This window comes from Streptomyces coerulescens (assembly GCF_042657965.1).
GTDB classification, from domain to species: Bacteria; Actinomycetota; Actinomycetes; order Streptomycetales; family Streptomycetaceae; genus Streptomyces; species Streptomyces coerulescens.
The window spans coordinates 537,596-559,882 of the sequence record NZ_JBHSKM010000044.1 but is presented as its reverse complement, the minus strand read 5'-3'; the positions used below and the strand labels follow the sequence as shown (position 1 = coordinate 559,882).

The 22,287-nt window shown below is 70.2% G+C and carries 27 protein-coding genes; 13 read left to right on the top strand and 14 right to left on the bottom strand.

Features of this window, described 5'->3' with window-relative positions; translation table 11 throughout:
- Nucleotides 1-33 precede the first annotated feature (33 nt).
- The 3 genes from ACFPQ9_RS39930 to ACFPQ9_RS39920 are packed head-to-tail and all read right to left on the bottom strand — an operon-like array spanning nucleotide 34 to nucleotide 2,650.
- Complete coding sequence (locus ACFPQ9_RS39930) at nucleotides 34-747, bottom strand: ABC transporter ATP-binding protein (protein WP_380864383.1); 714 nt, start codon at nucleotides 745-747, stop codon at nucleotides 34-36.
- A 41-nt stretch (nucleotides 748-788) separates the two neighbouring features.
- Complete coding sequence (locus ACFPQ9_RS39925; protein ID WP_380864422.1) at nucleotides 789-2,078, bottom strand: peptidoglycan-binding protein; 1,290 nt, start codon at nucleotides 2,076-2,078, stop codon at nucleotides 789-791.
- A gap of 2 nt (nucleotides 2,079-2,080) precedes the next feature.
- Nucleotides 2,081-2,650, bottom strand: a complete 570-nt coding sequence (locus tag ACFPQ9_RS39920; RefSeq protein WP_380864381.1) for a hypothetical protein — start codon at nucleotides 2,648-2,650, stop codon at nucleotides 2,081-2,083.
- A 112-nt stretch (nucleotides 2,651-2,762) separates the two neighbouring features.
- Between ACFPQ9_RS39920 and ACFPQ9_RS39915 the strand changes: the two genes are divergently transcribed.
- From ACFPQ9_RS39915 to ACFPQ9_RS39905, 3 genes are all read left to right on the top strand, one after another.
- Entirely contained in the window at nucleotides 2,763-3,416 is a 654-nt protein-coding gene (locus ACFPQ9_RS39915) for a response regulator transcription factor (protein ID WP_380864379.1), read from the top strand.
- Nucleotides 3,397-4,575, top strand: coding sequence for a sensor histidine kinase (locus tag ACFPQ9_RS39910; protein WP_380864378.1), 1,179 nt, complete (start codon nucleotides 3,397-3,399; stop codon nucleotides 4,573-4,575). The genes ACFPQ9_RS39915 and ACFPQ9_RS39910 overlap by 20 nt, the downstream gene beginning before the upstream one ends.
- Before the next feature lie 173 nt (nucleotides 4,576-4,748).
- Nucleotides 4,749-5,375 carry a hypothetical protein gene (locus ACFPQ9_RS39905; RefSeq protein ID WP_380864377.1) on the top strand — a complete coding sequence of 209 codons (627 nt, stop codon included), beginning with the start codon at nucleotides 4,749-4,751 and terminating at the stop codon, nucleotides 5,373-5,375.
- 101 nt (nucleotides 5,376-5,476) lie between these two features.
- On the opposite strand, the gene ACFPQ9_RS39900 is transcribed toward ACFPQ9_RS39905, so the two are convergent.
- A complete protein-coding gene (locus tag ACFPQ9_RS39900; protein ID WP_380864420.1) occupies nucleotides 5,477-6,163 on the bottom strand; it encodes an NADPH-dependent F420 reductase in 687 nt (228 codons plus the stop codon).
- A gap of 74 nt (nucleotides 6,164-6,237) precedes the next feature.
- Here ACFPQ9_RS39900 and ACFPQ9_RS39895 point away from each other — a divergent pair, with 74 nt between their 5' ends.
- The 4 genes from ACFPQ9_RS39895 to ACFPQ9_RS39880 all read left to right on the top strand — a co-directional run bounded on the left by ACFPQ9_RS39895 (nucleotide 6,238) and on the right by ACFPQ9_RS39880 (nucleotide 8,000).
- Nucleotides 6,238-6,606: a winged helix-turn-helix transcriptional regulator gene (locus tag ACFPQ9_RS39895; protein ID WP_380864376.1), complete on the top strand. Its 369-nt coding sequence runs from the start codon at nucleotides 6,238-6,240 to the stop codon at nucleotides 6,604-6,606.
- A gap of 64 nt (nucleotides 6,607-6,670) precedes the next feature.
- Nucleotides 6,671-6,853 carry a hypothetical protein gene (locus tag ACFPQ9_RS39890; protein ID WP_380864374.1) on the top strand — a complete coding sequence of 61 codons (183 nt, stop codon included), beginning with the start codon at nucleotides 6,671-6,673 and terminating at the stop codon, nucleotides 6,851-6,853.
- A 5-nt stretch (nucleotides 6,854-6,858) separates the two neighbouring features.
- Complete coding sequence (locus ACFPQ9_RS39885) at nucleotides 6,859-7,197, top strand: ArsR/SmtB family transcription factor (RefSeq protein WP_380864372.1); 339 nt, start codon at nucleotides 6,859-6,861, stop codon at nucleotides 7,195-7,197.
- A 197-nt stretch (nucleotides 7,198-7,394) separates the two neighbouring features.
- On the top strand, nucleotides 7,395-8,000 hold the full coding sequence (locus tag ACFPQ9_RS39880; RefSeq protein ID WP_380864371.1) for a hypothetical protein: 606 nt from the start codon (nucleotides 7,395-7,397) through the stop codon (nucleotides 7,998-8,000).
- On the opposite strand, the gene ACFPQ9_RS39875 is transcribed toward ACFPQ9_RS39880, so the two are convergent.
- The 8 genes from ACFPQ9_RS39875 to ACFPQ9_RS39840 all read right to left on the bottom strand — a co-directional run bounded on the left by ACFPQ9_RS39875 (nucleotide 7,963) and on the right by ACFPQ9_RS39840 (nucleotide 14,616).
- Nucleotides 7,963-8,313 (bottom strand): ArsR/SmtB family transcription factor, encoded by a 351-nt coding sequence (locus ACFPQ9_RS39875; protein WP_380864369.1) that lies wholly within the window; start codon nucleotides 8,311-8,313, stop codon nucleotides 7,963-7,965. The two genes, ACFPQ9_RS39880 and ACFPQ9_RS39875, sit on opposite strands and share 38 nt — an antisense overlap.
- Before the next feature lie 195 nt (nucleotides 8,314-8,508).
- Nucleotides 8,509-9,486 (bottom strand): M48 family metallopeptidase, encoded by a 978-nt coding sequence (locus tag ACFPQ9_RS39870; protein WP_380864368.1) that lies wholly within the window; start codon nucleotides 9,484-9,486, stop codon nucleotides 8,509-8,511.
- 378 nt (nucleotides 9,487-9,864) lie between these two features.
- On the bottom strand, nucleotides 9,865-10,218 hold the full coding sequence (locus ACFPQ9_RS39865; RefSeq protein WP_380864366.1) for a zinc ribbon domain-containing protein YjdM: 354 nt from the start codon (nucleotides 10,216-10,218) through the stop codon (nucleotides 9,865-9,867).
- A gap of 470 nt (nucleotides 10,219-10,688) precedes the next feature.
- Nucleotides 10,689-11,102: an ATP-binding protein gene (locus tag ACFPQ9_RS39860; RefSeq protein ID WP_380864364.1), complete on the bottom strand. Its 414-nt coding sequence runs from the start codon at nucleotides 11,100-11,102 to the stop codon at nucleotides 10,689-10,691.
- Entirely contained in the window at nucleotides 11,102-11,509 is a 408-nt protein-coding gene (locus tag ACFPQ9_RS39855; protein ID WP_380864362.1) for a pyridoxamine 5'-phosphate oxidase family protein, read from the bottom strand. The genes ACFPQ9_RS39860 and ACFPQ9_RS39855 overlap by 1 nt, the downstream gene beginning before the upstream one ends.
- Nucleotides 11,506-13,296, bottom strand: a complete 1,791-nt coding sequence (locus tag ACFPQ9_RS39850; RefSeq protein ID WP_380864361.1) for a SulP family inorganic anion transporter — start codon at nucleotides 13,294-13,296, stop codon at nucleotides 11,506-11,508. The genes ACFPQ9_RS39855 and ACFPQ9_RS39850 overlap by 4 nt, the downstream gene beginning before the upstream one ends.
- Nucleotides 13,293-13,634 carry an ArsR/SmtB family transcription factor gene (locus ACFPQ9_RS39845; RefSeq protein ID WP_380864359.1) on the bottom strand — a complete coding sequence of 114 codons (342 nt, stop codon included), beginning with the start codon at nucleotides 13,632-13,634 and terminating at the stop codon, nucleotides 13,293-13,295. The genes ACFPQ9_RS39850 and ACFPQ9_RS39845 overlap by 4 nt, the downstream gene beginning before the upstream one ends.
- A 220-nt stretch (nucleotides 13,635-13,854) precedes the next feature.
- A complete protein-coding gene (locus ACFPQ9_RS39840) occupies nucleotides 13,855-14,616 on the bottom strand; it encodes a DeoR/GlpR family DNA-binding transcription regulator (protein WP_380864357.1) in 762 nt (253 codons plus the stop codon).
- A gap of 89 nt (nucleotides 14,617-14,705) precedes the next feature.
- On the opposite strand from ACFPQ9_RS39840, the gene ACFPQ9_RS39835 reads away from it, so the two are divergent.
- The 4 genes from ACFPQ9_RS39835 (at nucleotide 14,706) to ACFPQ9_RS39820 (ending at nucleotide 19,043) form a co-directional block, all read left to right on the top strand.
- Entirely contained in the window at nucleotides 14,706-15,908 is a 1,203-nt protein-coding gene (locus ACFPQ9_RS39835; protein ID WP_380864355.1) for an MFS transporter, read from the top strand.
- A 29-nt stretch (nucleotides 15,909-15,937) separates the two neighbouring features.
- A complete protein-coding gene (locus ACFPQ9_RS39830; RefSeq protein WP_380864353.1) occupies nucleotides 15,938-16,570 on the top strand; it encodes an HAD-IA family hydrolase in 633 nt (210 codons plus the stop codon).
- A gap of 93 nt (nucleotides 16,571-16,663) precedes the next feature.
- Nucleotides 16,664-17,260, top strand: a complete 597-nt coding sequence (locus ACFPQ9_RS39825; RefSeq protein ID WP_380864352.1) for a PadR family transcriptional regulator — start codon at nucleotides 16,664-16,666, stop codon at nucleotides 17,258-17,260.
- A 64-nt stretch (nucleotides 17,261-17,324) separates the two neighbouring features.
- Nucleotides 17,325-19,043 carry an acyl-CoA dehydrogenase family protein gene (locus ACFPQ9_RS39820; RefSeq protein ID WP_380864351.1) on the top strand — a complete coding sequence of 573 codons (1,719 nt, stop codon included), beginning with the start codon at nucleotides 17,325-17,327 and terminating at the stop codon, nucleotides 19,041-19,043.
- A gap of 110 nt (nucleotides 19,044-19,153) precedes the next feature.
- Here ACFPQ9_RS39820 and ACFPQ9_RS39815 read toward each other — a convergent pair whose 3' ends face one another.
- A complete protein-coding gene (locus ACFPQ9_RS39815; RefSeq protein WP_380864349.1) occupies nucleotides 19,154-19,816 on the bottom strand; it encodes a pyridoxamine 5'-phosphate oxidase family protein in 663 nt (220 codons plus the stop codon).
- 488 nt (nucleotides 19,817-20,304) lie between these two features.
- Between ACFPQ9_RS39815 and ACFPQ9_RS39810 the strand changes: the two genes are divergently transcribed.
- Nucleotides 20,305-21,510 (top strand): DUF4241 domain-containing protein, encoded by a 1,206-nt coding sequence (locus ACFPQ9_RS39810; RefSeq protein ID WP_380864348.1) that lies wholly within the window; start codon nucleotides 20,305-20,307, stop codon nucleotides 21,508-21,510.
- 274 nt (nucleotides 21,511-21,784) lie between these two features.
- Nucleotides 21,785-21,907, top strand: coding sequence for a hypothetical protein (locus tag ACFPQ9_RS39805; protein ID WP_380864347.1), 123 nt, complete (start codon nucleotides 21,785-21,787; stop codon nucleotides 21,905-21,907).
- Nucleotides 21,908-21,991: 84 nt separating this feature from the next.
- Here ACFPQ9_RS39805 and ACFPQ9_RS39800 read toward each other — a convergent pair whose 3' ends face one another.
- The gene (locus ACFPQ9_RS39800) at nucleotides 21,992-22,243 is read right to left on the bottom strand and encodes a hypothetical protein (protein WP_380864345.1); all 252 of its coding nucleotides are present in this window, start codon (nucleotides 22,241-22,243) and stop codon (nucleotides 21,992-21,994) included.
- Nucleotides 22,244-22,287 lie beyond the last annotated feature (44 nt).

Here is a 22,287-nt window from a genome sequence, read left to right as displayed (position 1 = left end):
GCCGCGAGCCGGCCGCACGCCCCTCGGACCCGGTCACCGCTCCGCCCCGGACACGGTGGCCGTCAACTCCCGGCCGGCGGTCGAGTCGTGCTCGATCCGCCCGTCCTTGAGCCGCACCTCGCGCGGCAGCGACGCGGCGACATCCCGGTCGTGGGTGATGACGACGACCGTGGTACCGGCCTCGTTGAGCTCGTGCAGCAGCTCCAGCACGGTCGCGCCGGACCGGGAGTCGAGCGCCCCGGTCGGCTCGTCGGCCAGCAGCAGCGGAGGATCGCCAAGGACGGCACGGGCGATCGCGACCCGCTGCTTCTCCCCGCCGGAGAGCCGGTGCGGCTCGTGGTACAGGCGGTGCCCGAGCCCCACCCGGCGCAGCGCCGTCTCGGCGAGCCGACGCCGCTCGGCGCGTGGGGTGCCGCTGTAGAGCAGCCCGTCGGCCACGCTGTCCAGCACCGGTATGCCCGAGGTGAGATGGAACTGCTGGAACACGAAGCCGATGGTCGCGGCGCGCAGTGCCGACAACTCGCGGTCGCTCAGCTCCTCGACCGCATGGCCGTCCACCCGGACGCGCCCGGAGGTCGGGCGGCTGAGCGTGCCCATGATGTTGAGCAGGGTCGACTTCCCGGACCCGGACGGCCCGACGATCGCGACCAGTTCACCGCGCCCGATCACCAGATCCGTGTCGGCCAGCGCGACGACCTCCCCGTACCGCTGAGAGACCCCGCTCAACTCGACCACATGAGGCGCCACTTGACTCCCTTGACCAAATTGAGTGACCTGATCCACTTGGCTCACTTGGGCACCCCCACACTCATGCCTTCTTCGATGCCCGAGCCCCTCACCTCGACCAGGCCGCCGGCGAACATGCCCAGCTCCACCGGCACCATCTCGCTGCCGCCGCCGGCCTTCAGGACCTCCAGCGCATAGCCGCCGCCCGGCCGCGCCATCAGGGCGTTGACCGGCACCGCGAGTACGTCTCGGCGGCTGTCGGCCTCCAGGACCACGTCCACGGACGCGGCCTGGTAGCGGCCCAGCTTCTTCTGGTCGTGGATGTCGAGGCGGACCGGCAGGGTCGCCTCATCGGCGCCCTCGCCCGCGACGCCGGCCCCGGCGCCGGAAGCGGCGGCGTCATGGCCCGGCGTGCCGATATCGCTGACCTCGCCCACCACGGTGCTGCCGTCCGGCAGCCGGACCGTGGCCTTGGAGCCCTCCTCCACCAGGTCCTCGTGCTGCGGGTCCAGACTCATGGAGACGACCCGCTCGGTGCCCGTCCAGGTCAGCACCTCGCCGCCGGCGACCGCGCCGGGCGAGGTCTTCAGCTCCGCAACCCGCCGGGCCCCGGAGGCGACCACCGCATCGCCGGGCCGTACGGTCCCGGTCTCCTCGGCGTTGACATCGTCCTGCCACTCCTGGACCGCCGCTGCCGTGCCCGAGGTGTAGGCGTCGTCCACGTCGAAGCCGTCGTAGCCCAGATCGGCGAGGTTGCGCTCCAGCATCCGTACGTCGGAGCCCTCGCTGCCCTGCTCCAGCGTGCGGTAGAGCGGGACGGACCCGTACAGCAGGGGCACTTTGCGCTCGTTGACCCGGTAGACGGTGTCGCCACGCTTGAGCGTGTCGCCCTCGCCGGGCACCCAGGTGATGAACTCGCCGTCGGTGGCGGGCTGGTTGCCGCCGCCTTGCCCGGAGGCGGGGGCGGCCGAGCCGGTGGTGACAGCGGTCGGCTCGCCGTGGCCCAGCGTGCCCTCCACGGTCTCGGTGCTGGTCAGCGTCATCCGCTGCACCTTCGTCGTCGCGGCAGGCCCCTCGGCGGCGGCCTGTGTCGTGGGGCCGCCGTCACCGCTGAACGCGCCCGTGGCGGTGAGTCCCGCGCCGGCGGCCACGGCGATCGCGATCACCACGAGGGCGGCCGTACGGCGGCCACGCCGCCCGCGCCGGTCGGCCGTCGGACGGTAGGAGTCCTCGGCCGGCGCCGTCAGTGCCGCCTCCTCGGCGACAGCCGGCGCCCGCTCCGCGACGTCGGGGACCGCCGGGTTCCCGAAGGGCTCCGCGACCTGCGGGAGGTGCTCCGCCTCCTCCCGCATGGTCACCGGCCCCCACCGCCCTGGATCATCATGCCGCCGCCGGGCCACTTGTCCTGGCACGCGGAACGCGCCTTCTGGAAGGCGGGGTCGGCCATGCTCAGGCCGGCACCGGCGAAGTCGAGGGCCATCTGACCGCCGTTGATCTCGGGGTCCGGGAACTTCGGCACGCCGTTCTCACGGATGCACTCCGCCCAGGCGGCGACCTTCGTCGGATCGAGCGGCTCGCCGCCCTGCGCCTGCCCCTCGGCCTGCGGAGCCTTGTCGCGGCAGGCTTCCATGGCGCCCTGGAACTCGGGGGAGTTGGTGTCGACACCGCCGGCGTCCATGCGGATGCCGCCGTCGGCCTGCTGGGGGTCGGGGAATTCGGATACGCCCTCTGCCCGCATGCACTCGGCGAATTCCAGGGCCTGGTCGAACGCGCCGTTCGCCGACGCGGAGGATTCCGAGGCCGCGTCACCGTCGGCGACCGCGCTGGACTCACCGGAACAGCCGCTGATCAGCGCGCCCGCGATAAGCAGGGACACGGGAAGAAGTGCGTGCCCGATCAGGGCACGTCGCTGTGTGGAGAACATGCACGGAGTTGTACGCCGGGCACGGTTACACCCGGGGAACAGCCGTGCCCGCCTCTCTCGCCCCCTCCACGTGTTATGCCCCTGTTATGGGGTCCGGGGCATCCTGACCGGCATGAGAGTGCTGATTGTCGACGACCACCTCGAACTCGCCGAGACGATCGCCGCGGGTCTACGGCAGGAAGGCATGGCCATCGACCTGGCACTGGACGGCCGACAGGCGCTGGAGCAGGCGACCGTGTACGACTACCACGTCATCGTGCTCGACCGGGACCTCCCGCTGATGCACGGCGACGAGGTCTGCCGTGCGCTGATCAAGCACGGCTGCCGGGCCCGCATTCTCATGCTCACGGCCTCGTCGACCATCGCCGACCGGGTCGACGGACTGAGCCTGGGCGCCGACGACTATCTGACCAAGCCGTTCGCCTTCGCCGAACTGGTCGCACGGATCCGCGCTCTGGCCCGGCGCGCACACCCCGCCGTGCCCCCGGTGCTCACCCACGACGATCTGTCCCTGTCGCCCGCCGAGCACTCGGCCTGGCGCGGCGGACGCCAACTGGACCTGTCCCCGAAGGAGATGGCCGTACTGGAGCTGCTGCTGGCCGCGCGCGGCGCGGTGGTCTCCGCCGAGGAACTGCTCGAACGGGCCTGGGACGAAGCCACCGACCCGTTCACCAACACCGTGAAGGTGACCATCAGCCGACTGCGCCGCAAGCTCGGCGACCCGCCCCTGATCGAGACGGTGCCGCATGTCGGCTACCGCATCTGAGCCGGCCGGCCGGTTCCGCATCCGCTGGTCGGCCCGGCTTCGGCTCACCCTCCTCTACGGCACGCTGTTCCTCGTCTCGGGCGCCACCCTGCTCGCCGTCACCTACCTCCTGGTCGTGCAGAGCCCCGCCTCAAAGGGCACCAAGATCACCACGGGCAACGCCTCACGCAACCCGGCGGTGCAGGAGATAACGGCCCAGATCTCGTACGTCGCCGACCGCCAGCGGCAGGAGGCCCAGCGCACGCTGCTCACCCGGTCCGGGATCGCACTCGGCGTCATGACCGGCGTCTCCGGCGGGCTGGGCTGGCTGATGGCCGGGCGGGTGCTGCGCCCCGTACGCGTGATGACGGAACGCGCCCGCCGTATCTCCGCGCACAACCTGCATGAACGGCTCGCGATGCCCGGCCCCGCCGACGACGAACTGAAGAACCTCGGCGACACCTTCGACGGACTGCTCGCCCGCCTGGACACCGCGTTCGACGCCCAGAGACGCTTCGTCGCCAACGCCTCGCACGAACTGCGCACCCCACTGACCCTGCAACGTACGCTGATCGAGGTCGCGCTCGGCAATCCGGACCCGGACACGAAGGACCTGCGGGCCGTGTGCGAGCGGGCCCTGGCCATAGGTGAGGAGCAGGAGCGCCTGATCGAGGCGCTGCTGACCCTGGCGAGCAGCCAGAGCGGGGTCTTCCGGACCGAGCCGTTGGACCTGGCCGAGGTCGTCACCGACGTGCTCGACAACGTCACGCCGACCCAACCAGAGGACGTCGCCCTGGACGTCACGCTCGCCTCCGCTCCGACCGACGGCAACGCCGGCCTGGTGGAACGGCTGGTGACCAACCTGGTCGGCAACGCCCAGCGCTACACCCATGCCGGCGGCTGGATCCGGGTGACCACCAGCCTTGAGGGCGGGGTGCCCACGGTGCGCGTCGTGAACAGCGGACCGGTGGTCCCACGCGACGCCATCCCGTCCCTGTACCAGCCCTTCCAACGGCTCGGCCACCGCTCCGCACGCCACGACGGCCACGGCCTCGGACTGTCGATCGTCGCGGCCGTCGCCGACGCCCACCGCGCCCGCATCGTCACCGAGCAGGGCCCGGAGGGCGGGCTCGACATCACGGTCGCATTCCCGCGGCGGAGGGACCTGACGGACGCCTGAGATGCGGTGACGCCCACCGCCCACCGCCCCCCGCTTCCGTGGCCCAACAAGGCCCGGGAAAGGAGCCGTTCGGCCCCGCACAAACGGACCCATCGGCATCGAGCGGCGGTAAGCCCAAAGCGGCGACATTGAACTGCGCCAACAACCGCAATCGGCTCCGAAGGGATACCACCATGGTCGTCCAAGAGCACCCTCACCGACGTGCCGCGCTCCAACTCCCGTGGTTCCGCGGGCCCCGTCCGGCGGCGGCCGACGGCACTGCGGAGGACGTCGCCGCTACCACCTCCGTGGCCGCCTACGTGTTCGCAACTCTGCGTCTGCTCACCGGATTCATCTTCCTGTGGGCGTTCCTGGACAAGACATTCGGCTTCGCCTACGCCACCCCGTCCGGCAACGGCTGGATCGACGGCGGATCGCCCACCAAGGGATTCCTGAGCGCGGTCGCGGCGGGCCCGCTGGAGTCGACCTTCCACGACTGGGCCGGCGCCGCATGGGCGGACCGGCTGTTCATGCTGGGGCTGCTCAGTATCGGCCTGGCGCTGATCCTGGGTATCGGGCTGCGACTGGCCGCCAGTGCCGGCACGTTGATGATGGCGCTGATGTGGCTGGCCGAGTGGCCGCCGGCCAAGCACCTGTCCGACGGGTCGCCCAGCATGTCGACCAACCCCTTCGCCGAGTACCACGTCGTGTACGCCGTCGTCCTGATCGCATTGGCGGCCGCCGGCGCAGGCGCGGTCTGGGGATTCGGCAAGGCGTGGGCCCGCCTGCCGGTGGTGAGCCGCAACCCGTGGCTACGGTGAGTCGAGGAGCCCGGGAGCGGGGGACAGGCGCGACGCGCGGGCTACCGGCCAGGTCACGAGCCGACCGGTGCGCCCGCGCAGCACCGCGCCCGCCCCGGCCACTAACCGAATGCCCCCGCGCCGCCCTCCGCCACCTGCCGGCCCGGTCCGGTCGCGTACGCCAGCGGTGGTGCGATGGCCTGCGCATCCGCTCCCTGACCGACCCACAGGGCAATGAACAGCGCGGCGGTCGCCTCCAAGAGCCCTGCCCGTTCGAGGCCACCACATACGACGGGTACACAGCCCACGTCCTGCACCAATTGCCGTACACGCGCGACGGCGGTCTCGTCGTCCCCACACACCGGCACGGACAGGGGTCGACCATCGAAGACGGGTGGCCGCATCCGCCACACATCCTCGTGACAGAGATTGAAGGCCTTCACCACGTGAGCGCCCGGTGCCGCCGCGGCCAAGTGCTGTGCGGCCGAAACTCCTTGTTGCGTCAGCAGCCGAAAACCCGGCCCGACCGGGTTGGAACAGTCGAGCAGCACCTTGCCCTCCAGGGACGCGTGCAGTTCCCGCGCCACCTCCGCTCCCGCCCCGAAGGGCAGCGCTGCCAGCACCACATCCTGACCGGCCTCTGCCGCCATGCGCAGACCGCCCGGCCTGGCTTCACCTCCGATGCGCATCGCGAGCCGCTCCGCCTTGCGCACGTCGCGCCCCCCGACGGTCACCTGATGCCCGGCGCGCACCCAGTGGGTGGCCAGCGCGTCGGCCATGTTGCCCGTCCCCAGTACACCGATCCTCATCACACGTTCCCTCTCCGCGCCTGCAACGACGATTGGTAGGAACGCTAGAGACACGTCCGGGCACCATTTGGTGCGTGACGAACGACGCCTTCCTCGCCGACTGCCGTGCACGCCTCGCTTTCGACCTGCTCTCCAACACCTGGAACGCCGTGGTCCTCTGGGCACTGCGTGACGGGCCCAGGCGCCCGGTCGAACTAAGGGAGCGGATCGGGGGCATCAGCTCCAAGGTCCTCACCGAGACGCTGCGGCGACTGCAGTTCAACGGACTCATCGACCGCCATGCCCGCCCCGGCGCGCCCGCACGGGTCGAGTACGAACTCACCGCTCTGGGCCGGACCTTGCTCATCCCCATCGACGCCGTAGGCGCATGGGCCTTCGAGCACGGAGATGAGGTGATGGCCGCACAGGAAGCGGCATGTTCTGCCGCCGATCGGCCTCGCTAGGATTGAAGAGTTCTTCAATTAGTGAGTTGCGGTGTTCCCTAAGTGAGTCGACCCGGAGGTCGGAATGAGCGAAGTCGCCGAGGCGCTGCTGGCGCGCGTCCGCGCCGCGCGGGCCGGTCTGGCGGCGGCCCTGAAGGCGGACGACATGTACGCCGTCGCGGTGGCCCAGGACGAACTCGACGACGCGGTGCGCCTGGCGCGCCGGCACGGACTCGACGCCGAGGCGACGGGAACGGCAGACGGGTGAGCGGTTTGCCGAGGCCGCTGTATGAGGCGAAGGCCGAGTTCTTCCGGATGCTCGGGCACCCGGTGCGCATACGGGTCCTTGAGCTTTTGCAGGACGGGCCCAAGCCTGTGCGTGACCTGCTCACTGCGATCGAGGTCGAGCCGTCGAGCCTGTCGCAGCAACTGGCCGTGCTGCGCCGTTCCGGCATCGTCACGGCCACCCGTACCGGCTCGACGGTGATGTACGAGCTGGCCGGCGGCGACGTCGTCGAACTGCTGGCCGCGGCCCGCCGGATCCTGTCCGTACTGCTGGCCGGGCGGCAGGACCTGCTGGAGGAGTTGCGCCGCACAGACGCGGCGCTGTGACGGGCAGAGTCCGACAGTCCCCCATGTCCTGGCGGCAGCCGGACGCCGTGCGGTCCGCAAGGGCCTGTCGGCCCTCATCCCGCCCCCGTCGGCTCTGCCGCAGTGCCCGCGCTGTCAGGGATGATCAAACCCTTGCCGGCCGTGGAATCGTGAGACCCCTGTTGTGCCGGCTCGGCGTGGAGAAAGGACGGCCTGAAGTGATCGCTGTCGCGGGACACCCCGATCTCACCGCGTCCACGTTGGCGATGCTGGAGGAGGAACTGCGCCGGCCGCTGGTCGAGTTCGCGCGGGCGGGCAAGACCGGGCTGGTGCGCGCCGGGCAGGGGCTGCCGGTCGCCTTCGGGCGGGCGGCTCGGGCCGCGGGACTGCCAGTGGTGACCGTCCTGCCCGCCACCAACGGTGTGCCCGACGTGCTGGGGGCCGGCGATCGCAGGGCGGCCGGAGAGCTGTTGCTGCTCTCGGAGCATGTGCGGCTGCTCGAGTACGACCCGTCCGATCGCGGTGCCTGCATAGGGGCCGATGAGAGCCTGATGCGCTCCTGCGCTCGCCTGCTCGCGGTCTGGGACGGCTCGCAGTCCAACAGCGGGGACGCAACAGCCCATCTCGTGGCGTACGCCCGCAGCAGCGGTGTGGAGGTCGAGGTCCTGTGGCCCGACGGCGCCAGGCGTATGGCGCCGGACCCGGCGGGGGGAGAAGAGGCGACCGTCACCCGCGCCACTGAGGGCCGTCCTGCTCCCGGGGGACGGTCGCCGTTCGAGGCTGTCGCTACGACGGTGGCTTGCCCTCGCTCTGCGCGGCCTTGAGGTCGGCCAGAAGCTCGGCCTGTCCGGCGAGCACGCCGGACAGGATGGTCCGCGCGACCCGGAGGAGTTCCGCGACCTTCGGGCTGGTCAGCGAGTAGTAGACCGTCGAGCCCTCCTTGCGGGTCTTGACCAGGTTCGCCCGCCGCAGCACGGCCAGTTGCTGGGACAGATGCGCGGGTTCGATGCCCACCTCGGGCAGCATCTCCGACACGGCGTGCTCGCGCTCGCTCAGCAGCTCAAGGACCCGGATCCGAGCCGGATGGCCGAGCGTCTTGAAGAACTCGGCCTTCAGTTGGTACAGCGGCGTACTCATCGTGTCGTCTCCTCCTCGACACAACAGCACGGCCCCGTCGGCCGAACCCCGGTGCGTCGCGTCCACCCATTCATCAAAAGCATGGGCCCATCCTCGCCTGCGGCACCGGCTCGGCAGAACCGGCCTCCGAGGAGCCGAGCGACCGGGCGCTGTAACCAGAGCCTCAGGAGTTTCTAATATTAGCAATTCATGGTCTTACGTGCGGAGATTCCCTCCGGATGACACCGTCGCCGTGTAGTCGCCTTGCAGAATCGTCTCGGCCAGGGCGAGAGATGCTTGGCGGAGCTCGCCCTGTATGGCGTCCGCTGTGCCCTGGTCGAGGGACATGGCTTCTGTGCCGGCACCGGAGTCGACCGTCTCCTTCGGTCCGAGCTGCTCCGTCTCGGTGTAGCGGCGCACGGTTTCCCAGTAGCGTTCCGCGGCGCTGTCGCCGTCACGGGCAGGGCCGAAGGTGCGCAGCGTGACGGCCAGGCGATGCATCTCGGCGGCGACCTGACGGGCGAGGTCCCGGTCCGGAGCCGCGGCTGCGGCCGCTGCAGGAGAGACGATGCGCGAAGCGGCCACGTCGGCCCGACGCTCGGCGTCGCGAACCGCGGACCGGGCAGCTCTCAGGAGGAGCCGCCGCGTCCCGCGAGCGGCGAGTCCGGGCACCCACAGAGTCCAGTCGACCAGGCGGGTCCGAGAGATGAACTGACTGGCCGCGGTGGTCATTTCGTCGCCGTACCGCGACAGCGCGGACGGTCGCAGGAGCTGATCGGCGGCATCGTCCGACGCGGGTGGCCGACTGGCCAGAGTCGATGCTCTGCGCAGGGTGTCGAGGGCCGCGTCGATCACCGCGTCGTCGCGGATGTCGTGGGCCTGGCGCACCAAGGCGTGCGCGACGGCCGCCAGACGCTGTTGCCGTCCGTACACCGTCCACAGCGGATAGCCCAGGAACAGCACGCGCCTGCGCCGCACACCGAAGGTGGCGACTCGTACCGAAAAGCCCACGTCGAGCTGTACGACGTCGACCCGCCGCACTCCGGCCGCGTCGGCCAGCCGGTCCAGCAGCTCGAACAGCTCTGCTGCCTGCTTCCGTTCCAGGGTGAGCGGGCCGCGTGCCAGTCTGGCCGGGCGGGGCCACAGATAGCCGCCGAGTGCGAGCAGGACCAGGCCGACTGCCGGTTGCACCATGGAGCCCCAGCCAAGGACGATCAAGGCCAGACCCCCGGCCATCAGACCCACGACTCCCAGGTGCACTCCGACGGCCACGGCATACGCGGCTGCTGACGCCGCCCGGCGGCGAGTACCCCGAACCCTGATCAAGGTCGCTGTTCCCCCTGTTACGAGCACCATCGCCTCGCCGACAGCCAGGGGCGACAAAACCATGCGCCTTCCTGGCGCCTTCCTGGACCGCACTGGTGCGGATGCTCGCAGAAGGCCCCCGCGCGCCACCATGCCGGACTCCGGCAATGTGTGCCCGCTCCATCCGCCGTAACCGCACCCGACGGCGCCGCCGATGCGCCCGAACAAGGCGTATCAGATCAGGGGTATCGGGTCAGGGGTCTCAGGTCAGGCCTTCTTGACCACGCTGGATTTGAGCTGCATGGCGCCGAACCCGTCGACCTTGCAGTCGATGTCGTGGCCGTCCACGCCGTCGACCAGGCGGATGTTGCGCACCTTGGTGCCCGCCTTGATCCCGGTCGGGCTGCCCTTGACCTTCAGTGTCCGGACCACCGTCACGGTGTCACCGTCGGCGAGCACATTGCCGACCGAGTCCTTGATCACCCGGCCCTCGGAGGCAGGGCTCGTGGACTGCTCGGACGGTGACCACTCGTGGCCGCACTCGGGGCACACCAGGAGCACGCCCATCTCGTAGGCGAACGTGCCGGAGCATTCGGGGCAAGGGGGAAGGTTTTCACTCATGGCGCAAGTGTCTTTCGTTGAGAGAACGGATGGGTGGATCAGGTGGGCCAGGCGTCGGTACGCCACTCCTGTCGGCCCTCCTCGGGGACCGGGGAGGAGCGGGTGTGGGCGGCGAGGGCGGTGGCGAGGTCATGGTGGACGGGGATGTGCGGGCCGTCGCCGGGCGGGACCAGGGAGCCGTCGGCGGGGATGGCGGCCAGTTCCAGGCTCCGGCCCGCCGCGGTGAGTCGGTGGGCGGCTTCGGTGATCGCCAGCTGGCCCTCGGGGGACCAGCCGCGCAGTTCGGTCAGGTCGAGGATGACCGGTCCGGTGCCGCGGGCGACGGCCCCAGCCGACCGCTCCGGCGAAGCGGTGGACTCCGTGCGGGCCCAGGTATCCGGCGACGGACAGGATGCCGAGATCCTGCTCGCTGGTGTAGCGCCAGTCGATGGTCATGAGGTGAACTTCCTTGTGGTGCAGCCCTGTTGGGGTCACAGGGGGAGGGTGATCCAGATGCTCTTGCCCCGCTTGTCGGCGTCGCCGCGGACGACCGCGGTGCCGCCCAGTCCCTGGGTGAGTTCCATGACGGTCGCCAGCCCGCCTCCGGCCCCGCCGACGAGTGGGGGCCGGTAGGGGTGGCGGTCATGGACGGCGAAGGCCAGGCAGTCCCGGCCGGCCGCGTAGATCACCGTCAGCTGCGGGGAGAGGACAGCGGCGTGCCGGACGCTGTTGGTCACCAGCTCGCTCAGGATCAGCAGTGCCGGGTCCACGGCGGGGTGGCGCAGGCCGATCCCCCACTGCGTCAGCGCCTGTTCGGCTGTCTCGCGGGCCATGCGCACGGCGGACGGCAGGGCCGGCAGGGTGAGCACGTGCCGGTACGGGAGGGCTGCGAGTCGCGTGGACATCAGCCCTCCGCTCGGGCCAGGCGGAAGCCGCTGACCGTCTTGGGGTGCAGGCGCAGCACGGTGTCGTGCGGGCCATGCGTCCAGCCGGAGAGCGTACGACGGTAGTGGGCCGCCTCGTCGGGATCGCCGATCACTTCGGCGGGACCGGACAGAGTAACGGTCCAGCCGGTGCCGGCGACGACTCTGATGTCGTCGACCTGGTACGTCACCGCCTCGGGGACGACAGCCGCCTGGACCGGGACCCGGACGATCAGACGTCCGTACTCCCATACGTGCCGGGCGGGCCGCACGACGATCTGTCCCCGCTGCGGATACGCCAGGCGCCCGAGGCTGCTGCCTTCCAGCAGCCACAGAGCTTCCGCGCCGGAGACCTCGGCCATGCTCCCGACTGCCGGGGGACGGCTCATCGCGCGGGCTCCTCACGGGACTCGGGGGACTGGGAGGACTGGGGGGACTGGGAGGACTGGGGGGACCGGGTGGGGTTCGGGATCGCCGGCTGCTTGGGGTGGGCGGCCGCCGGGGGCAGGACGCCGGCCTGTCGCAGGTGGTCGCGGGCGTCCCGGATCGCGTCGGGGGTCGTGGCGTGGTCCCGGCCGTCGTGTTGCAGAAGGTCCAGCGCGCCGACCGAGTCCAGGACCTGGCGCTGGCCGGCCCGGATGCCGGAGGCCAGGACGAGGATGCCGCGCCGGGTGAGCTTCTCCACCGCGTCCTTGAGTACGAGGGCACCGGTGGCGTCCATCGTCGACACCCGCGACATACGAAGGATGACGACCCGGACGTCGGCCACCTCGGTCAGTTCCAGCAGGAAGCGGTGCGCGGCGGCGAAGAACAGCGGTCCGTCGATCCGGTAGGCGACGATGTGCTCGGCCAGCAGCGCGTGTTCCTCGGCGCTGTGGTCGCCCCGGTCGAGCGGCACCTGGTCGAAGCGGGCCTGCTTGGCCACGGCCCGCAGAGCGAGGGCGCCCGCCACGGCCAGACCGATGATCACCGCGTACACCAGGTCCAGCGCGAGGGTGGCGACCGCGGTCAGGACGAGGATCAGCGCATCCGCGCGGGTGGCTCCGGCCATCGCCCTGAGCGAGCCGACCTCGACCATGCGGACGGCCGTGGCCAGCAGCACCCCGGCGAGGGCGGCGAGCGGGATCTTCGACACCAAGGGCGCCGCCGCGAAGACGATCAATGCGAGGATCGCGGCATGGGTGAGGGCGGCCAGCCGGGAGCCCGCGCCCGTGCGGACGTTGACCGCGGTCCGGGCGATCGCTCCGGTCGCCGGCACACCGCCGAACAGCGGGGCCGCGATATTGGCCAGCCCTTGACCGAACAACTCGCGGTCCGGGTCGTGCTTCTGACCCACCGTCATGCCGTCCGCCACCGAGGCGGACAACAAGGACTCCAGGGCCGCCAGGGCTGCCACGGCCACCGCCGGGGCGAGCAGAGTGTTCAGCGAGCCGGGGTCCAGGAAGCCCAGCGACGGCGCTGAGAGGCCGGAGGGCAGGTCGCCGATCGGCTTCGCCGCGTCCAGCCCGGCAGCTTGGGCGACGACGGTGGCCGCGATCACGGCGAGGAGGGAGAACGGGACGGTCGGCCGCCGGCGGGCACCCACGAGCATGACGGCCGCGACCGACAGCGCGAGGCCGATCGCCGTCCAGTTCGGATCCCTCGCGAACTCTCCGGCGGCGCGCCAGGTCACCACCAGCACACGGTCGCCCTCGGGCTTGGGCACGCCGAGCGCGCTGGGGATCTGCTGGAGGCCGATCACGCAGGCGATCCCGAGGGTGAATCCCTCCACCACGGGCGCGGGCACGTACTGCATGTACTTCCCGGCGCGCAGCGCGGCGAGCGCCACGAGCATGACGCCCGCCATCAGCCCGACCGTCAGAACCCCGGCAGGACCGTACGCGCCGACGATCGGTACCAGCACCACGGTCATGGCTCCGGTGGGCCCGGACACCTGGAGGTTGGATCCACCGAACACGGCGGCGAGCGCACCGGCGACCACGGCGGTCGCCAGGCCCGCCTCGGCACCGAGACCCGAGGACACCCCGAAGCCGAGAGCGAGCGGCAGGGCCACGATCGCCACGGTCAGACCGGCCAGCAGATCCCTGCGCGGGTCGCGCCGCACGTCCGCCAGGTCGGCGTGGCCGGGCAGGAGCGCGGTGAACCGGGCTGCAGCCCGGCCGATCGCCGAGGTCATGACGCGGAGACCTCGGCTTCCCGCAGCTCGGCCAGCAGTTCGCCCTGCCCGGCCAGCATCTCGGTGAGGATCCGCCGCGCGGCCCTCATCAGGTCCGCCACGTCCCCGCCCGCCAGCTCATAGACGACGGTCGAGCCCTCCCGGGCCGCGGTGACGATGCCGGAGCGGCGCAGCACCGCCAGCTGCTGGGACAGGCCCGATGCCTCCACCTCTATGGCGGTCAGCAGGTCCCGCACCGGCATCGGTCCGTCCTGCAAGAGCTCCAGCACCCGGATCCGTACGGGATGCCCCAGCATCCGGAAGAACTCGGCCTTGGCCTGGTACAGCGGAACGGACACAACCCCTCGGCTTCCCCTGAGACGCCCGCCCCACTACGGGGCAGATGCGGTGAGGCTGGGCCCGCGGCCACCGGAGGTTGCGAGCACAGCATGTCTAGCATCTAGGCAGTTGCGAAATTTTGCAATTTCGCATCCGGTTGTGCCCGTGGATGCTGTGCTCTGCGGCGCCAGGGCCCTCGGCCGAACAAGCGGAACGAGCGGAACGAGCGGAACGGTCTGCTCAGACGGCCTTGACGACGATGCCGGTTCTTTCGAGGGCGGTGACCTCGTCGGCGGGCGCTGTCGCGTCGGTGACGAGGGTGTCCACCAGGGTGGACGGGCCGACGTGCGCGTGGGCGGTGTGGCCGAGCTTGCTGCCGTCGGTGGCGACGAGGACGCGGCGGGCGGAGGCGATGCCGGCCTTCTTCACGGCGGCGTCGTCGAGATCGTAGGCGGTCATGCCCTCGAGCGCGCTCAGGCCGCAGCAGCCCATGACGGCGGTGTCGAAGCGCAGTGCCGCGAGGGACGCGAGGGTGAGCGGACCGGTCAGGGCTCCCTCGGCGGCACGGGGCTGCCCGCCGGGCACCATCAGGGTGGCCGGGCTCGAGCCCTCGCCCAGCACATGGATGGCCTGCAAGGACAGGGGCATCACGGTGACCGGCCGTCGGCGCAGCAGGTGGGCGACCTCCAGGCAGGTCGTGCCGCTGTCCAGGAGGACGGTCTCGCCGTCGGCGACGAGTGAGGAGATTTCGGCTGCGATGCGGCGCTTGATATCGACGGACTCGCGCACGCGCAGTGCGAAGGGCGGCTCCTCACCCCGCAGCAGCAGGGTGCGTGCGCCGCCGCGGACCCGTTCGAGTACGCCTTGCGCGGCCAGCGTGTCGAGGTCCCGGCGGATGGTCATCTCGGAGGCACCGGTCAGTTCGGCGAGTTCCTGGACCGTGATCCTTCCCGACTCCCTGACGGCCTGCGCGATCGTCCCGTGCCGGTCTGCGTTGCTCATACCGCGATTCAACACCGCACTAAACGAACAATCAATGTGTGTGAAGTGCCAATGTTCAAACATGCTGAATGTTCGTTACGGTGGCCAGTATGGATCACTCCCTCCGAGCCGCCCGAGTGGCGACCTTCGTCTACTTCATCCTGTGCGGCGCCCTGATGGGCACCTGGGTGGTGTACATCCCCGCCATCGAGGAGCGCGTGGACATCAGCCACGCGACGCTCGGAGGACTGCTGGTGGTGCTGGGGCTCGGGGCGTTCCTCGGCATGCAAGTGGCCGGGCCGCTGACCGACCGGCTCGGACCGCGGATCGTCGTCCCCGCCACCGGCGTGCTGTGCAGTGCCGCCCTGGTACTGCCCGGCCTGCCCCGGGAGCCATGGACGCTGGCAGGCGCGCTGCTGGCCTTCGGCTTCTGCAACGGCTGCCTGGACGTGAGCATGAACGCCCACGCCGTGCACGTGGAGAAGGCGTACGGCCGTCCCGTCATGTCGGCCTTCCACGCGACGTTCTCGGTCGGCGGAGTCTTCGCCGCGGTGATCGGTGCGGCCACGGCAAGCGCCGGCCTGAGCCCGGCCACGGGCATGGCCGCCGTAGGAGCCCTCGGTGTGCTGATCGCCCTGCTCTCGGCACGAGCCCTGCTGCCGGCCGCACCCACGACCGCCGACCCCGACCTCGTGGAGCAGGGCGAACAGACGCCCACCACCGGCCGTCCCGGCACCAGCGGGCGCATCTGGCTGCTCGCCGCCCTGGCCCTGATGGTGATGCTGTGCGAGGGAGCCGCCAACGACTGGAGCGCCCTGCACCTGAAGGACATCCTCGGTGCCTCCGCGAGCACTGCCGCCTTCGCGTACGGCACCTTCGCGGCGACGATGACCATCGGCCGGCTGCTCGCCGACCGTCTTGTCGCCCGGTTCGGGGCCATGGCGATCCTGCGCCACGGCGCGGCCACGGCTGCGGTCGGCATCACCGTCGCGGCCCTCTTCCCGTGGATGTGGACCGCGTTCGCGGGCTGGGCGCTCTTCGGTCTGGGGCTCTCCGGCTGTGTTCCGCAACTGTTCAGCGCGGCCGGACATGCCGACCCCGCCGCCGCGGGCGCCAACGTCTCCCGCGTCGCCGGGCTCGGCTACGTCGGCATGCTCGCCGGCCCCGCCGTCATCGGCTGGCTGACCCACCTCGTCGCCCTGAACCACACCTTCGTCCTGCTCACTGTGCTCTGTGCGAGCACCGCCGCGGCCGCGGGAGTCATGCGAACCGGGTCCGAGCGCACCCCCGAGATGACAACAAGCAGCCACTGACCCCCACGGGATCCGAAGGAACCGCCACCATGCGCACCGACCGGAAGATCGTTCTGTTCGACCTCTTCGGGGTCATCGCCCGCCACCAACGCCCGGGCGCCCTGGAAAGAATGGCTGCTCGCTGCCACGCACCCGTCGACGCGTTCACCGCGGCCTACTGGGCCTGCCGCGAGCCCTACGACGCAGGCCGGCAGTCCGCCTCCGAGTACTGGACCGCCGTACTGCGCGGGCTGTCGCCACGGTTCGACGCCGACACGATCGAGGAACTACGCCTCACCGACATCGACAGCTGGTCACGCGTCGACGACCGGATGGTCGCCTACGTCCGCTCCCTCCGCGCCGTCGCGGAGGTCGCCCTGCTGTCCAACATCCCCTCGGACCACGCGGACGCCTTCCTCGCCGCGCATCCCTGGCTGCACGATCTGGACCACGTCGCCTTCTCCGGGAAGATCAAAGCAGCGAAACCGGACCCATCAGCCTTCCACCACTGCGCCCTCGCCATGCGGGCCGCCCCGGCCGACTTCCTCTTCGTCGACGACCGCGAGGTCAACGTACGCGCCGCGCAGGCCACCGGCATGAACGGACACGTCTTCACGGACCGAGACAGGCTGGCAGCCGCCGTCGACACCTGGCTGCCGTCTCCCCGCCGCATCCCGAAATGACCCCACTGCGGCGCGATGGGCGCGCCGTCCGCCGCCGGATCGCCCTACGCCGCCGCCGTGACCCCGGTCTCACCTGAGCAGCTCCTCTTGGCTATGCAACGAGTTGCATATGAAGATCGGGGCACGGCGCTCGAGCACGCAATCCTCGTCTCCCTGTTGGAGAAGCCGGGCTCGGGCTATGAGCTGGCCCGGCGGTTCGAGCGGTCCATCGGATACTTCTGGACCGCCACGCACCAGCAGATCTACCGCGTCCTCAAACGCATGGAGAGCGACGGCCTGCTCGCCGTCCGCGGACTGCCGCAGCAGAGCCGGCCGGACAAGAAGGAGTACTCGGTCATCGGCCCCGGCCGCGCCGCCCTCTCTCAGTGGCTGCACGAACCGATCGAACCCGAGAGCATCCGGCACGAGCTCGCCGTAAAGATCCGCGGCGCCGCCTTCGACGATCCGTCCCTGCTGATCCGCGAGGTCGAACGGCACCGCCGGATACACAGCGACCGGCTCGCTCACTACCTCGCCGGAGAACTGCGTGACTTCACCGGCCCGACGGCTCCCACCCCGCTCGACGCCGGTCAGGAGCTGCAGCATGTCGTGCTGCGCGGCGGCATCGCATACGAGCGCATGACGATCGCCTGGCTCGACGACGTACTCGCCACGCTCCGCCGGCTCGGCCCGCCGCACCCGCACACCTGAGGTGCCGGCCACCACTCCTCGCTCTCCCGCACCCTCACCCTCAACCCCCGGAAGGCGGACCTCCATGGCCGACTCCCTCCTCTTCAACCCGCGCACATACGACCCGGCGCAGTTCGACCCGGAGACCCGCAGGCTGCTGCGCGCCACCGTCGACTGGTTCGAGGACCGCGGCAAGCGCAGGCTGATCGAGGACTACCGTTCCCGCGCCTGGCTGGCCGACTTCCTCGCCTTCGCCGCCAAGGAAGGGCTGTTCGCCACCTTCCTCACCCCGGCAGCCGCCGCCGACGACAAGGACCAGCGCTGGGACACGGCCCGGATCGCGGCCCTCAACGAGATCTTCGGGTTCTACGGTCTCGACTACTGGTACGCATGGCAGGTGACCATCCTCGGTCTCGGACCGGTCTGGCAGAGCGACAACACCGCGGCCCGCACCCGCGCCGCCGAACTCCTCACCCAGGGCGAGGTGTTCGCCTTCGGCCTCTCCGAGAAGACGCACGGCGCCGACATCTACTCCACCGACATGCTGCTCACGCCGGACGGCAACGGCGGCTTCCGGGCATCGGGTTCCAAGTACTACATCGGCAACGGCAACGCCGCCGGGCTCGTCTCGGTCTTCGGCCGGCGCACCGACATCGAGGGGCCGGACGGCTACGTCTTCTTCGCCGCCGACAGCCGCCACACGGCCTACCACCTGGTGAAGAACGTCGTCGACTCCTCCAAGTACGTCAGCGAGTTCCGCCTCGACGACTACCCGGTGGCCCCGGAAGACGTTCTGCACACGGGTCGCGCCGCCTTCGACGCCGCCCTCAACACCGTCAACGTCGGCAAGTTCAACCTCTGCACCGCCTCGATCGGCATCTGCGAGCACGCGATGTACGAGGCGGTCACCCACGCGCACAACCGCATCCTGTACGGCCGTCCCGTCACCGCCTTCCCGCACGTACGCCGCGAGCTGGCCGACGCCTATGTCCGCCTCGTCGGCATGAAGCTGTTCAGCGACCGTGCCGTCGACTACTTCCGCTCCGCCTCGCCGGACGACCGCCGCTACCTGCTCTTCAACCCGATGACGAAGATGAAGGTGACCACGGAGGGCGAGAAGGTCATCGACCTCATGTGGGACGTGATCGCCGCCAAGGGCTTCGAGAAGGACACCTACTTCGCCCAGGCCGCCGTCGAGATCCGGGGACTGCCCAAGCTCGAGGGCACGGTGCACGTCAACCTCGCGCTGATCCTCAAGTTCATGCGCAACCACCTCCTGAACCCGGCCGAGTTCGCGCCCGTCCCGACCCGCCAGGACGCGGCCGACGACACGTTCCTCTTCTCACAGGGACCGGCCCGTGGCCTCGGCTCCGTGCGCTTCCACGACTGGCGCCCCGCCTACGACGCCTACGCCGGCGTCCCGAACGTCGCCCGCTTCCGCGAACAGGCCGACGCCTTGTGCGAGTTCGTCACCACCGCGGCCCCCGACGAGGAGCAGAGCCGCGACCTCGACCTCCTGCTCGCCGTCGGCCAGCTGTTCGCGCTGGTGGTGCACGGCCAGCTGATCCTGGAGCAGGCCCGCCTCACGGGCCTCGACGAGGACGTGCTCGACGAACTGTTCTCCGTCCTCGTCCGCGACTTCTCCGCCTACGCCGTCGAACTGCACGGCAAGGACTCCGCCACCGAGGCTCAGCAGAGCTGGGCCCTCGGCGCGGTCCGGCGCCCCGTCGTCGACGCAGTGCGTTCGAACCGCGTCTGGGACCGGGTCGAGGCACTGTCCGGGGCCTACGAGATGACGCCCTGACGGCGCGCCGAGGGGCTCCGTCGACACCTGACGGTGCCGGTGCCCGGGAACGGTGACACCCGTACCGCGGCCTCCGCGCGACCTACCGCGCGGAGGCCGCCCCTCACTGGTCAACCCCTGCCCGGCAGCGATCCGGTGCGAGTGGGCGCAGTCTGCTCGTCCTCGTACGCCGGGGACTGGTGCTCGGGACGGGCGACGAAATAATCGGCATCCTTCGGCCGCTGCGCCCTCGCGCGGGGACGCGGCGCCGGTTCGAGATGGGGGATGTGCTTGGAGCAGTGCACATACGCCTCCTCCACCGTGATGTGCACCCAGAATTCGGGCTGGCGCCCTGGAGCGGTGTCGACCGGAAGCCGGGGGTAGGCCCGTCGCTGCTCATCGTCCCGGTGGAGCCGAGCGGTGCCATTGACGTGCAGGCCGATGTGGTCCTGGGCGAAGTCGACGAAAAGCATTCCGATATGGGGGTTCTCGGTGATGTTTCCCGCACTGGCGAGAACCCCGTTCCCGCGGTATTCGGGGTACGTGAGCGTGCCGTCGTCCAGCACGGTGACGAAACCCGGGGGACCGGCCCGGAATGTCACGTCGCAGGCCCCGCCCGCATCCGACGTGGACAGGAACGTCATGGTCTGCCGACCTATGAACTCCGCCATCTGCGGCGTCAGACGGGGCTGCACCTGGCGGTCGTAGAAGCCGGCGGCCTGGTCCGCCGTACCGAGAAGCTGCTGCAGGCGGCGCTCGCCGAGGGAACCGGTGGACTCGTGGGGGTGGGTCACGGAACGCGTTGCCTTCCTATGGCCTTGCCGGGCGTGGGGGGCGACGGCACTCTAACGCTGGATGGAGCACGGTGTCGTGGCCGTTGTGTGGTGCCTGGTGGTGAGAAGGCCGCCCGTGTCCGTGTCGCCTGTTCTGCCAAGACCGCGGTCGGGCCAACCGACGGAATTCGTCGACCAGCCGTAACGTGGCTTCCGGCGGGTTGGATTCCCGCGCAGGAGTGCCCACGTTCCCCGCCCCTGAGCGTCGGCGCTGACGCGAACGCAGGCATCACCGATGGGGCCCGCCGAACCGACTGTGTTTCGTCACCCGGGGCGGCCCATTTCGTCGGTAACCCCAGGTTGCCGGCCTCCCACGATCCTCTGTGTCACACCTCAGTGGCAGACTGGCGGCACAACGAAGCCCCGGAAGGGCAGGGCGATGCGGCAGGGCCACCCGTCGAGCGCCACTGCTCGGGGGCGGCTGCTGCCACGGGGGGAGCTGCGCGGCTGTGATCTTCGACAGTCTTGATGTGTCGTACGGCAACATGTGGGGTTCCCACCAGGGAATGACCCATCCGGACCCGATGTCGCGCGCGGTCGCGGCACGCAGACATGCGGCCGGGATGGAGTACGCGGTTCTGCTGTCCGCGCGGGAGCGACCCCTGGCACTGGCCGAATACTGGCCGCGCCGGATGTGGCGTGTGTACCTGTTCGACGACAGGTCCTGGCGCATGCAGATGATCGACCTCAAACCGCACGGCGCGGGGATGTTGCTGGCGCACCGGAACACCCGATGGCAGTTTTCCAACGAGCAGAAGCACTCGTCCGGGAAGTGGGATGTTCAGGAGACCACGACCGTCTCGGCCGACGGGCAGGTCGAGGTGAGGTCCGAGTTCACCGGGCCGAGGGGAGCGTCGACGGAGCCACCGCACGCTCGAACATCCGGCCCGTCGAGCGTCCCCGTGCGACGGTTCCCGGCGCCCGTCGAAAGCTTCCTCTGCCCCGTACCGGAATTCGGCGACTGGCAGGTGTTCGCGCCGTTCCTCGCCCAGCAGGGCCACGAGCCCGCCACCAGCGTAGTCCTGAGCGACGTGTCGGTGGACGAAGGATCGGGACCGCTGCGCGCCACCGGAATCGAGCAACTGTTCAGTCCGGGCGTCTGCGACACTCCGGATGGGCCGGCCGTCGTCGAGCCCGTTGACGCCGGCCTGCTGCGGATCACCTCAGGGCAGCTGGCGGTCTCGGACCCCGGCTGGATCGGAGAGAACCCACGGACCGTCGCTGTGCCACCGGGCGAGTTCCCGGTCACGCTGTCGCTTTTGCGCACGACACACGGGGTCGGTGTCGCCGCGGCCAAGGTGACGTTCCTGGACATCCCGCCCCGCGAGTGGGAAATGGCCCTCCGGCCCGACGAGGACCTGGGGCTGCTCGGCGAGGGCCAGTTCTACGGGGTTGGCGTGGATACCGGCACGGCGGCTTTCATGGATGCGACGCGGACGGTGAACGAAGACCAGCTGGACGAGGACTTGTTCATACCCCTCGACAGCCATTTCACCGTCGAACTGCCCAGCGTGGAGCCCGAGCCGAACCTCATCGCCTTCCGCGCCGGCCAGGGCGACGGGGCCTACCCCGTCTGGATCGGCCGCACCGATGACGGACAGGTTGGTTGCGTCGTCGTCGACTTCCAGCTCCATTCCGCCGACGGGGGAGAGTAAGGGCCCGCCGCCCATCGGCGCGAGGCCGCACTGCCCGAGCCTGGGACCGCCGCGAACTCCATAGAGCACACGGCGATTGAGAAGCTCGACAACTCGATGTTCGGCGGACGTGCGAACCGACTCCGCACGATCATGTGCTCCGACCAAAGAGGCACTTGACCGGGACGAAGGCGGTGAGGGCTGTGCGCGAACGGTCCGGTGACGACATCAGCAGCTGGCTGCACGCTCCAGTCGGGAATCCACGCGGCGTGGCCCGCTCATCGCCGACGTCGACATGAGTCAGGAGCAGCGGGCCGTGATCCTTGGTGATCTGATCCGGGGCATGGCGGCACCGGACGCGCAGCTCTCACAGGTGGCGCAGGAGTCCCTCGACGGTCGCGGACCATCGCAGCAGTAGGTGAACCCACGAGAGGCCGCACGTCACACTCGATTCGCGGAGCCAGGGGTTCCGGGCAACGACACCGTACTTCTCCTGTCCGCCCTATGACCGAGTAGCCGTGGCAGCGATGCCTGACGCCCGCAGCTGTCGGGCCAGATGTTCCACCTCAGGAAGCGTTCCTGAGTAGTCACCGCTCAGCACGCGCCGCAGCACAGCCTTGGCGTTGACCAGGTCAAGGCCGAGCTCGGCACGGAGCACCCGCATGATCACGACCCTCTTCGCCGACGCAGTGACTACCTGCAGCGTCGCTGGTCCACGCTCGGCGAGCATCTGCTCGCGCAGCTCGCTCGGCATGTCCCCGCCACACACGGCGACCGCGAACCCACAGGTGGAACACA

What these genes read in the sequence shown, in the direction of transcription:
- ACFPQ9_RS39830 (WP_380864353.1), top strand. Translation starts at nt 15,938, where the DNA reads ATGCGCACCGACCGGAAGATCGTTCTGTTCGACCTCTTCGGGGTCATC.
- ACFPQ9_RS39870 (WP_380864368.1), bottom strand. Translation starts at nt 9,486, where the DNA reads ATGGTGCAACCGGCAGTCGGCCTGGTCCTGCTCGCACTCGGCGGCTAT.
- ACFPQ9_RS39875 (WP_380864369.1), bottom strand. Translation starts at nt 8,313, where the DNA reads ATGAGTACGCCGCTGTACCAACTGAAGGCCGAGTTCTTCAAGACGCTC.
- ACFPQ9_RS39820 (WP_380864351.1), top strand. Translation starts at nt 17,325, where the DNA reads ATGGCCGACTCCCTCCTCTTCAACCCGCGCACATACGACCCGGCGCAG.
- ACFPQ9_RS39850 (WP_380864361.1), bottom strand. Translation starts at nt 13,296, where the DNA reads ATGACCTCGGCGATCGGCCGGGCTGCAGCCCGGTTCACCGCGCTCCTG.
- ACFPQ9_RS39860 (WP_380864364.1), bottom strand. Translation starts at nt 11,102, where the DNA reads ATGTCCACGCGACTCGCAGCCCTCCCGTACCGGCACGTGCTCACCCTG.
- ACFPQ9_RS39905 (WP_380864377.1), top strand. Translation starts at nt 4,749, where the DNA reads ATGGTCGTCCAAGAGCACCCTCACCGACGTGCCGCGCTCCAACTCCCG.
- ACFPQ9_RS39855 (WP_380864362.1), bottom strand. Translation starts at nt 11,509, where the DNA reads ATGAGCCGTCCCCCGGCAGTCGGGAGCATGGCCGAGGTCTCCGGCGCG.
- ACFPQ9_RS39910 (WP_380864378.1), top strand. Translation starts at nt 3,397, where the DNA reads ATGTCGGCTACCGCATCTGAGCCGGCCGGCCGGTTCCGCATCCGCTGG.
- ACFPQ9_RS39915 (WP_380864379.1), top strand. Translation starts at nt 2,763, where the DNA reads ATGAGAGTGCTGATTGTCGACGACCACCTCGAACTCGCCGAGACGATC.
- ACFPQ9_RS39920 (WP_380864381.1), bottom strand. Translation starts at nt 2,650, where the DNA reads ATGTTCTCCACACAGCGACGTGCCCTGATCGGGCACGCACTTCTTCCC.
- ACFPQ9_RS39890 (WP_380864374.1), top strand. Translation starts at nt 6,671, where the DNA reads ATGAGCGAAGTCGCCGAGGCGCTGCTGGCGCGCGTCCGCGCCGCGCGG.
- ACFPQ9_RS39825 (WP_380864352.1), top strand. Translation starts at nt 16,664, where the DNA reads ATGCAACGAGTTGCATATGAAGATCGGGGCACGGCGCTCGAGCACGCA.
- ACFPQ9_RS39840 (WP_380864357.1), bottom strand. Translation starts at nt 14,616, where the DNA reads ATGAGCAACGCAGACCGGCACGGGACGATCGCGCAGGCCGTCAGGGAG.
- ACFPQ9_RS39835 (WP_380864355.1), top strand. Translation starts at nt 14,706, where the DNA reads ATGGATCACTCCCTCCGAGCCGCCCGAGTGGCGACCTTCGTCTACTTC.
- ACFPQ9_RS39865 (WP_380864366.1), bottom strand. Translation starts at nt 10,218, where the DNA reads ATGAGTGAAAACCTTCCCCCTTGCCCCGAATGCTCCGGCACGTTCGCC.
- ACFPQ9_RS39900 (WP_380864420.1), bottom strand. Translation starts at nt 6,163, where the DNA reads ATGAGGATCGGTGTACTGGGGACGGGCAACATGGCCGACGCGCTGGCC.
- ACFPQ9_RS39800 (WP_380864345.1), bottom strand. Translation starts at nt 22,243, where the DNA reads ATGCCGAGCGAGCTGCGCGAGCAGATGCTCGCCGAGCGTGGACCAGCG.
- ACFPQ9_RS39925 (WP_380864422.1), bottom strand. Translation starts at nt 2,078, where the DNA reads ATGCGGGAGGAGGCGGAGCACCTCCCGCAGGTCGCGGAGCCCTTCGGG.
- ACFPQ9_RS39805 (WP_380864347.1), top strand. Translation starts at nt 21,785, where the DNA reads ATGAGTCAGGAGCAGCGGGCCGTGATCCTTGGTGATCTGATCCGGGGC.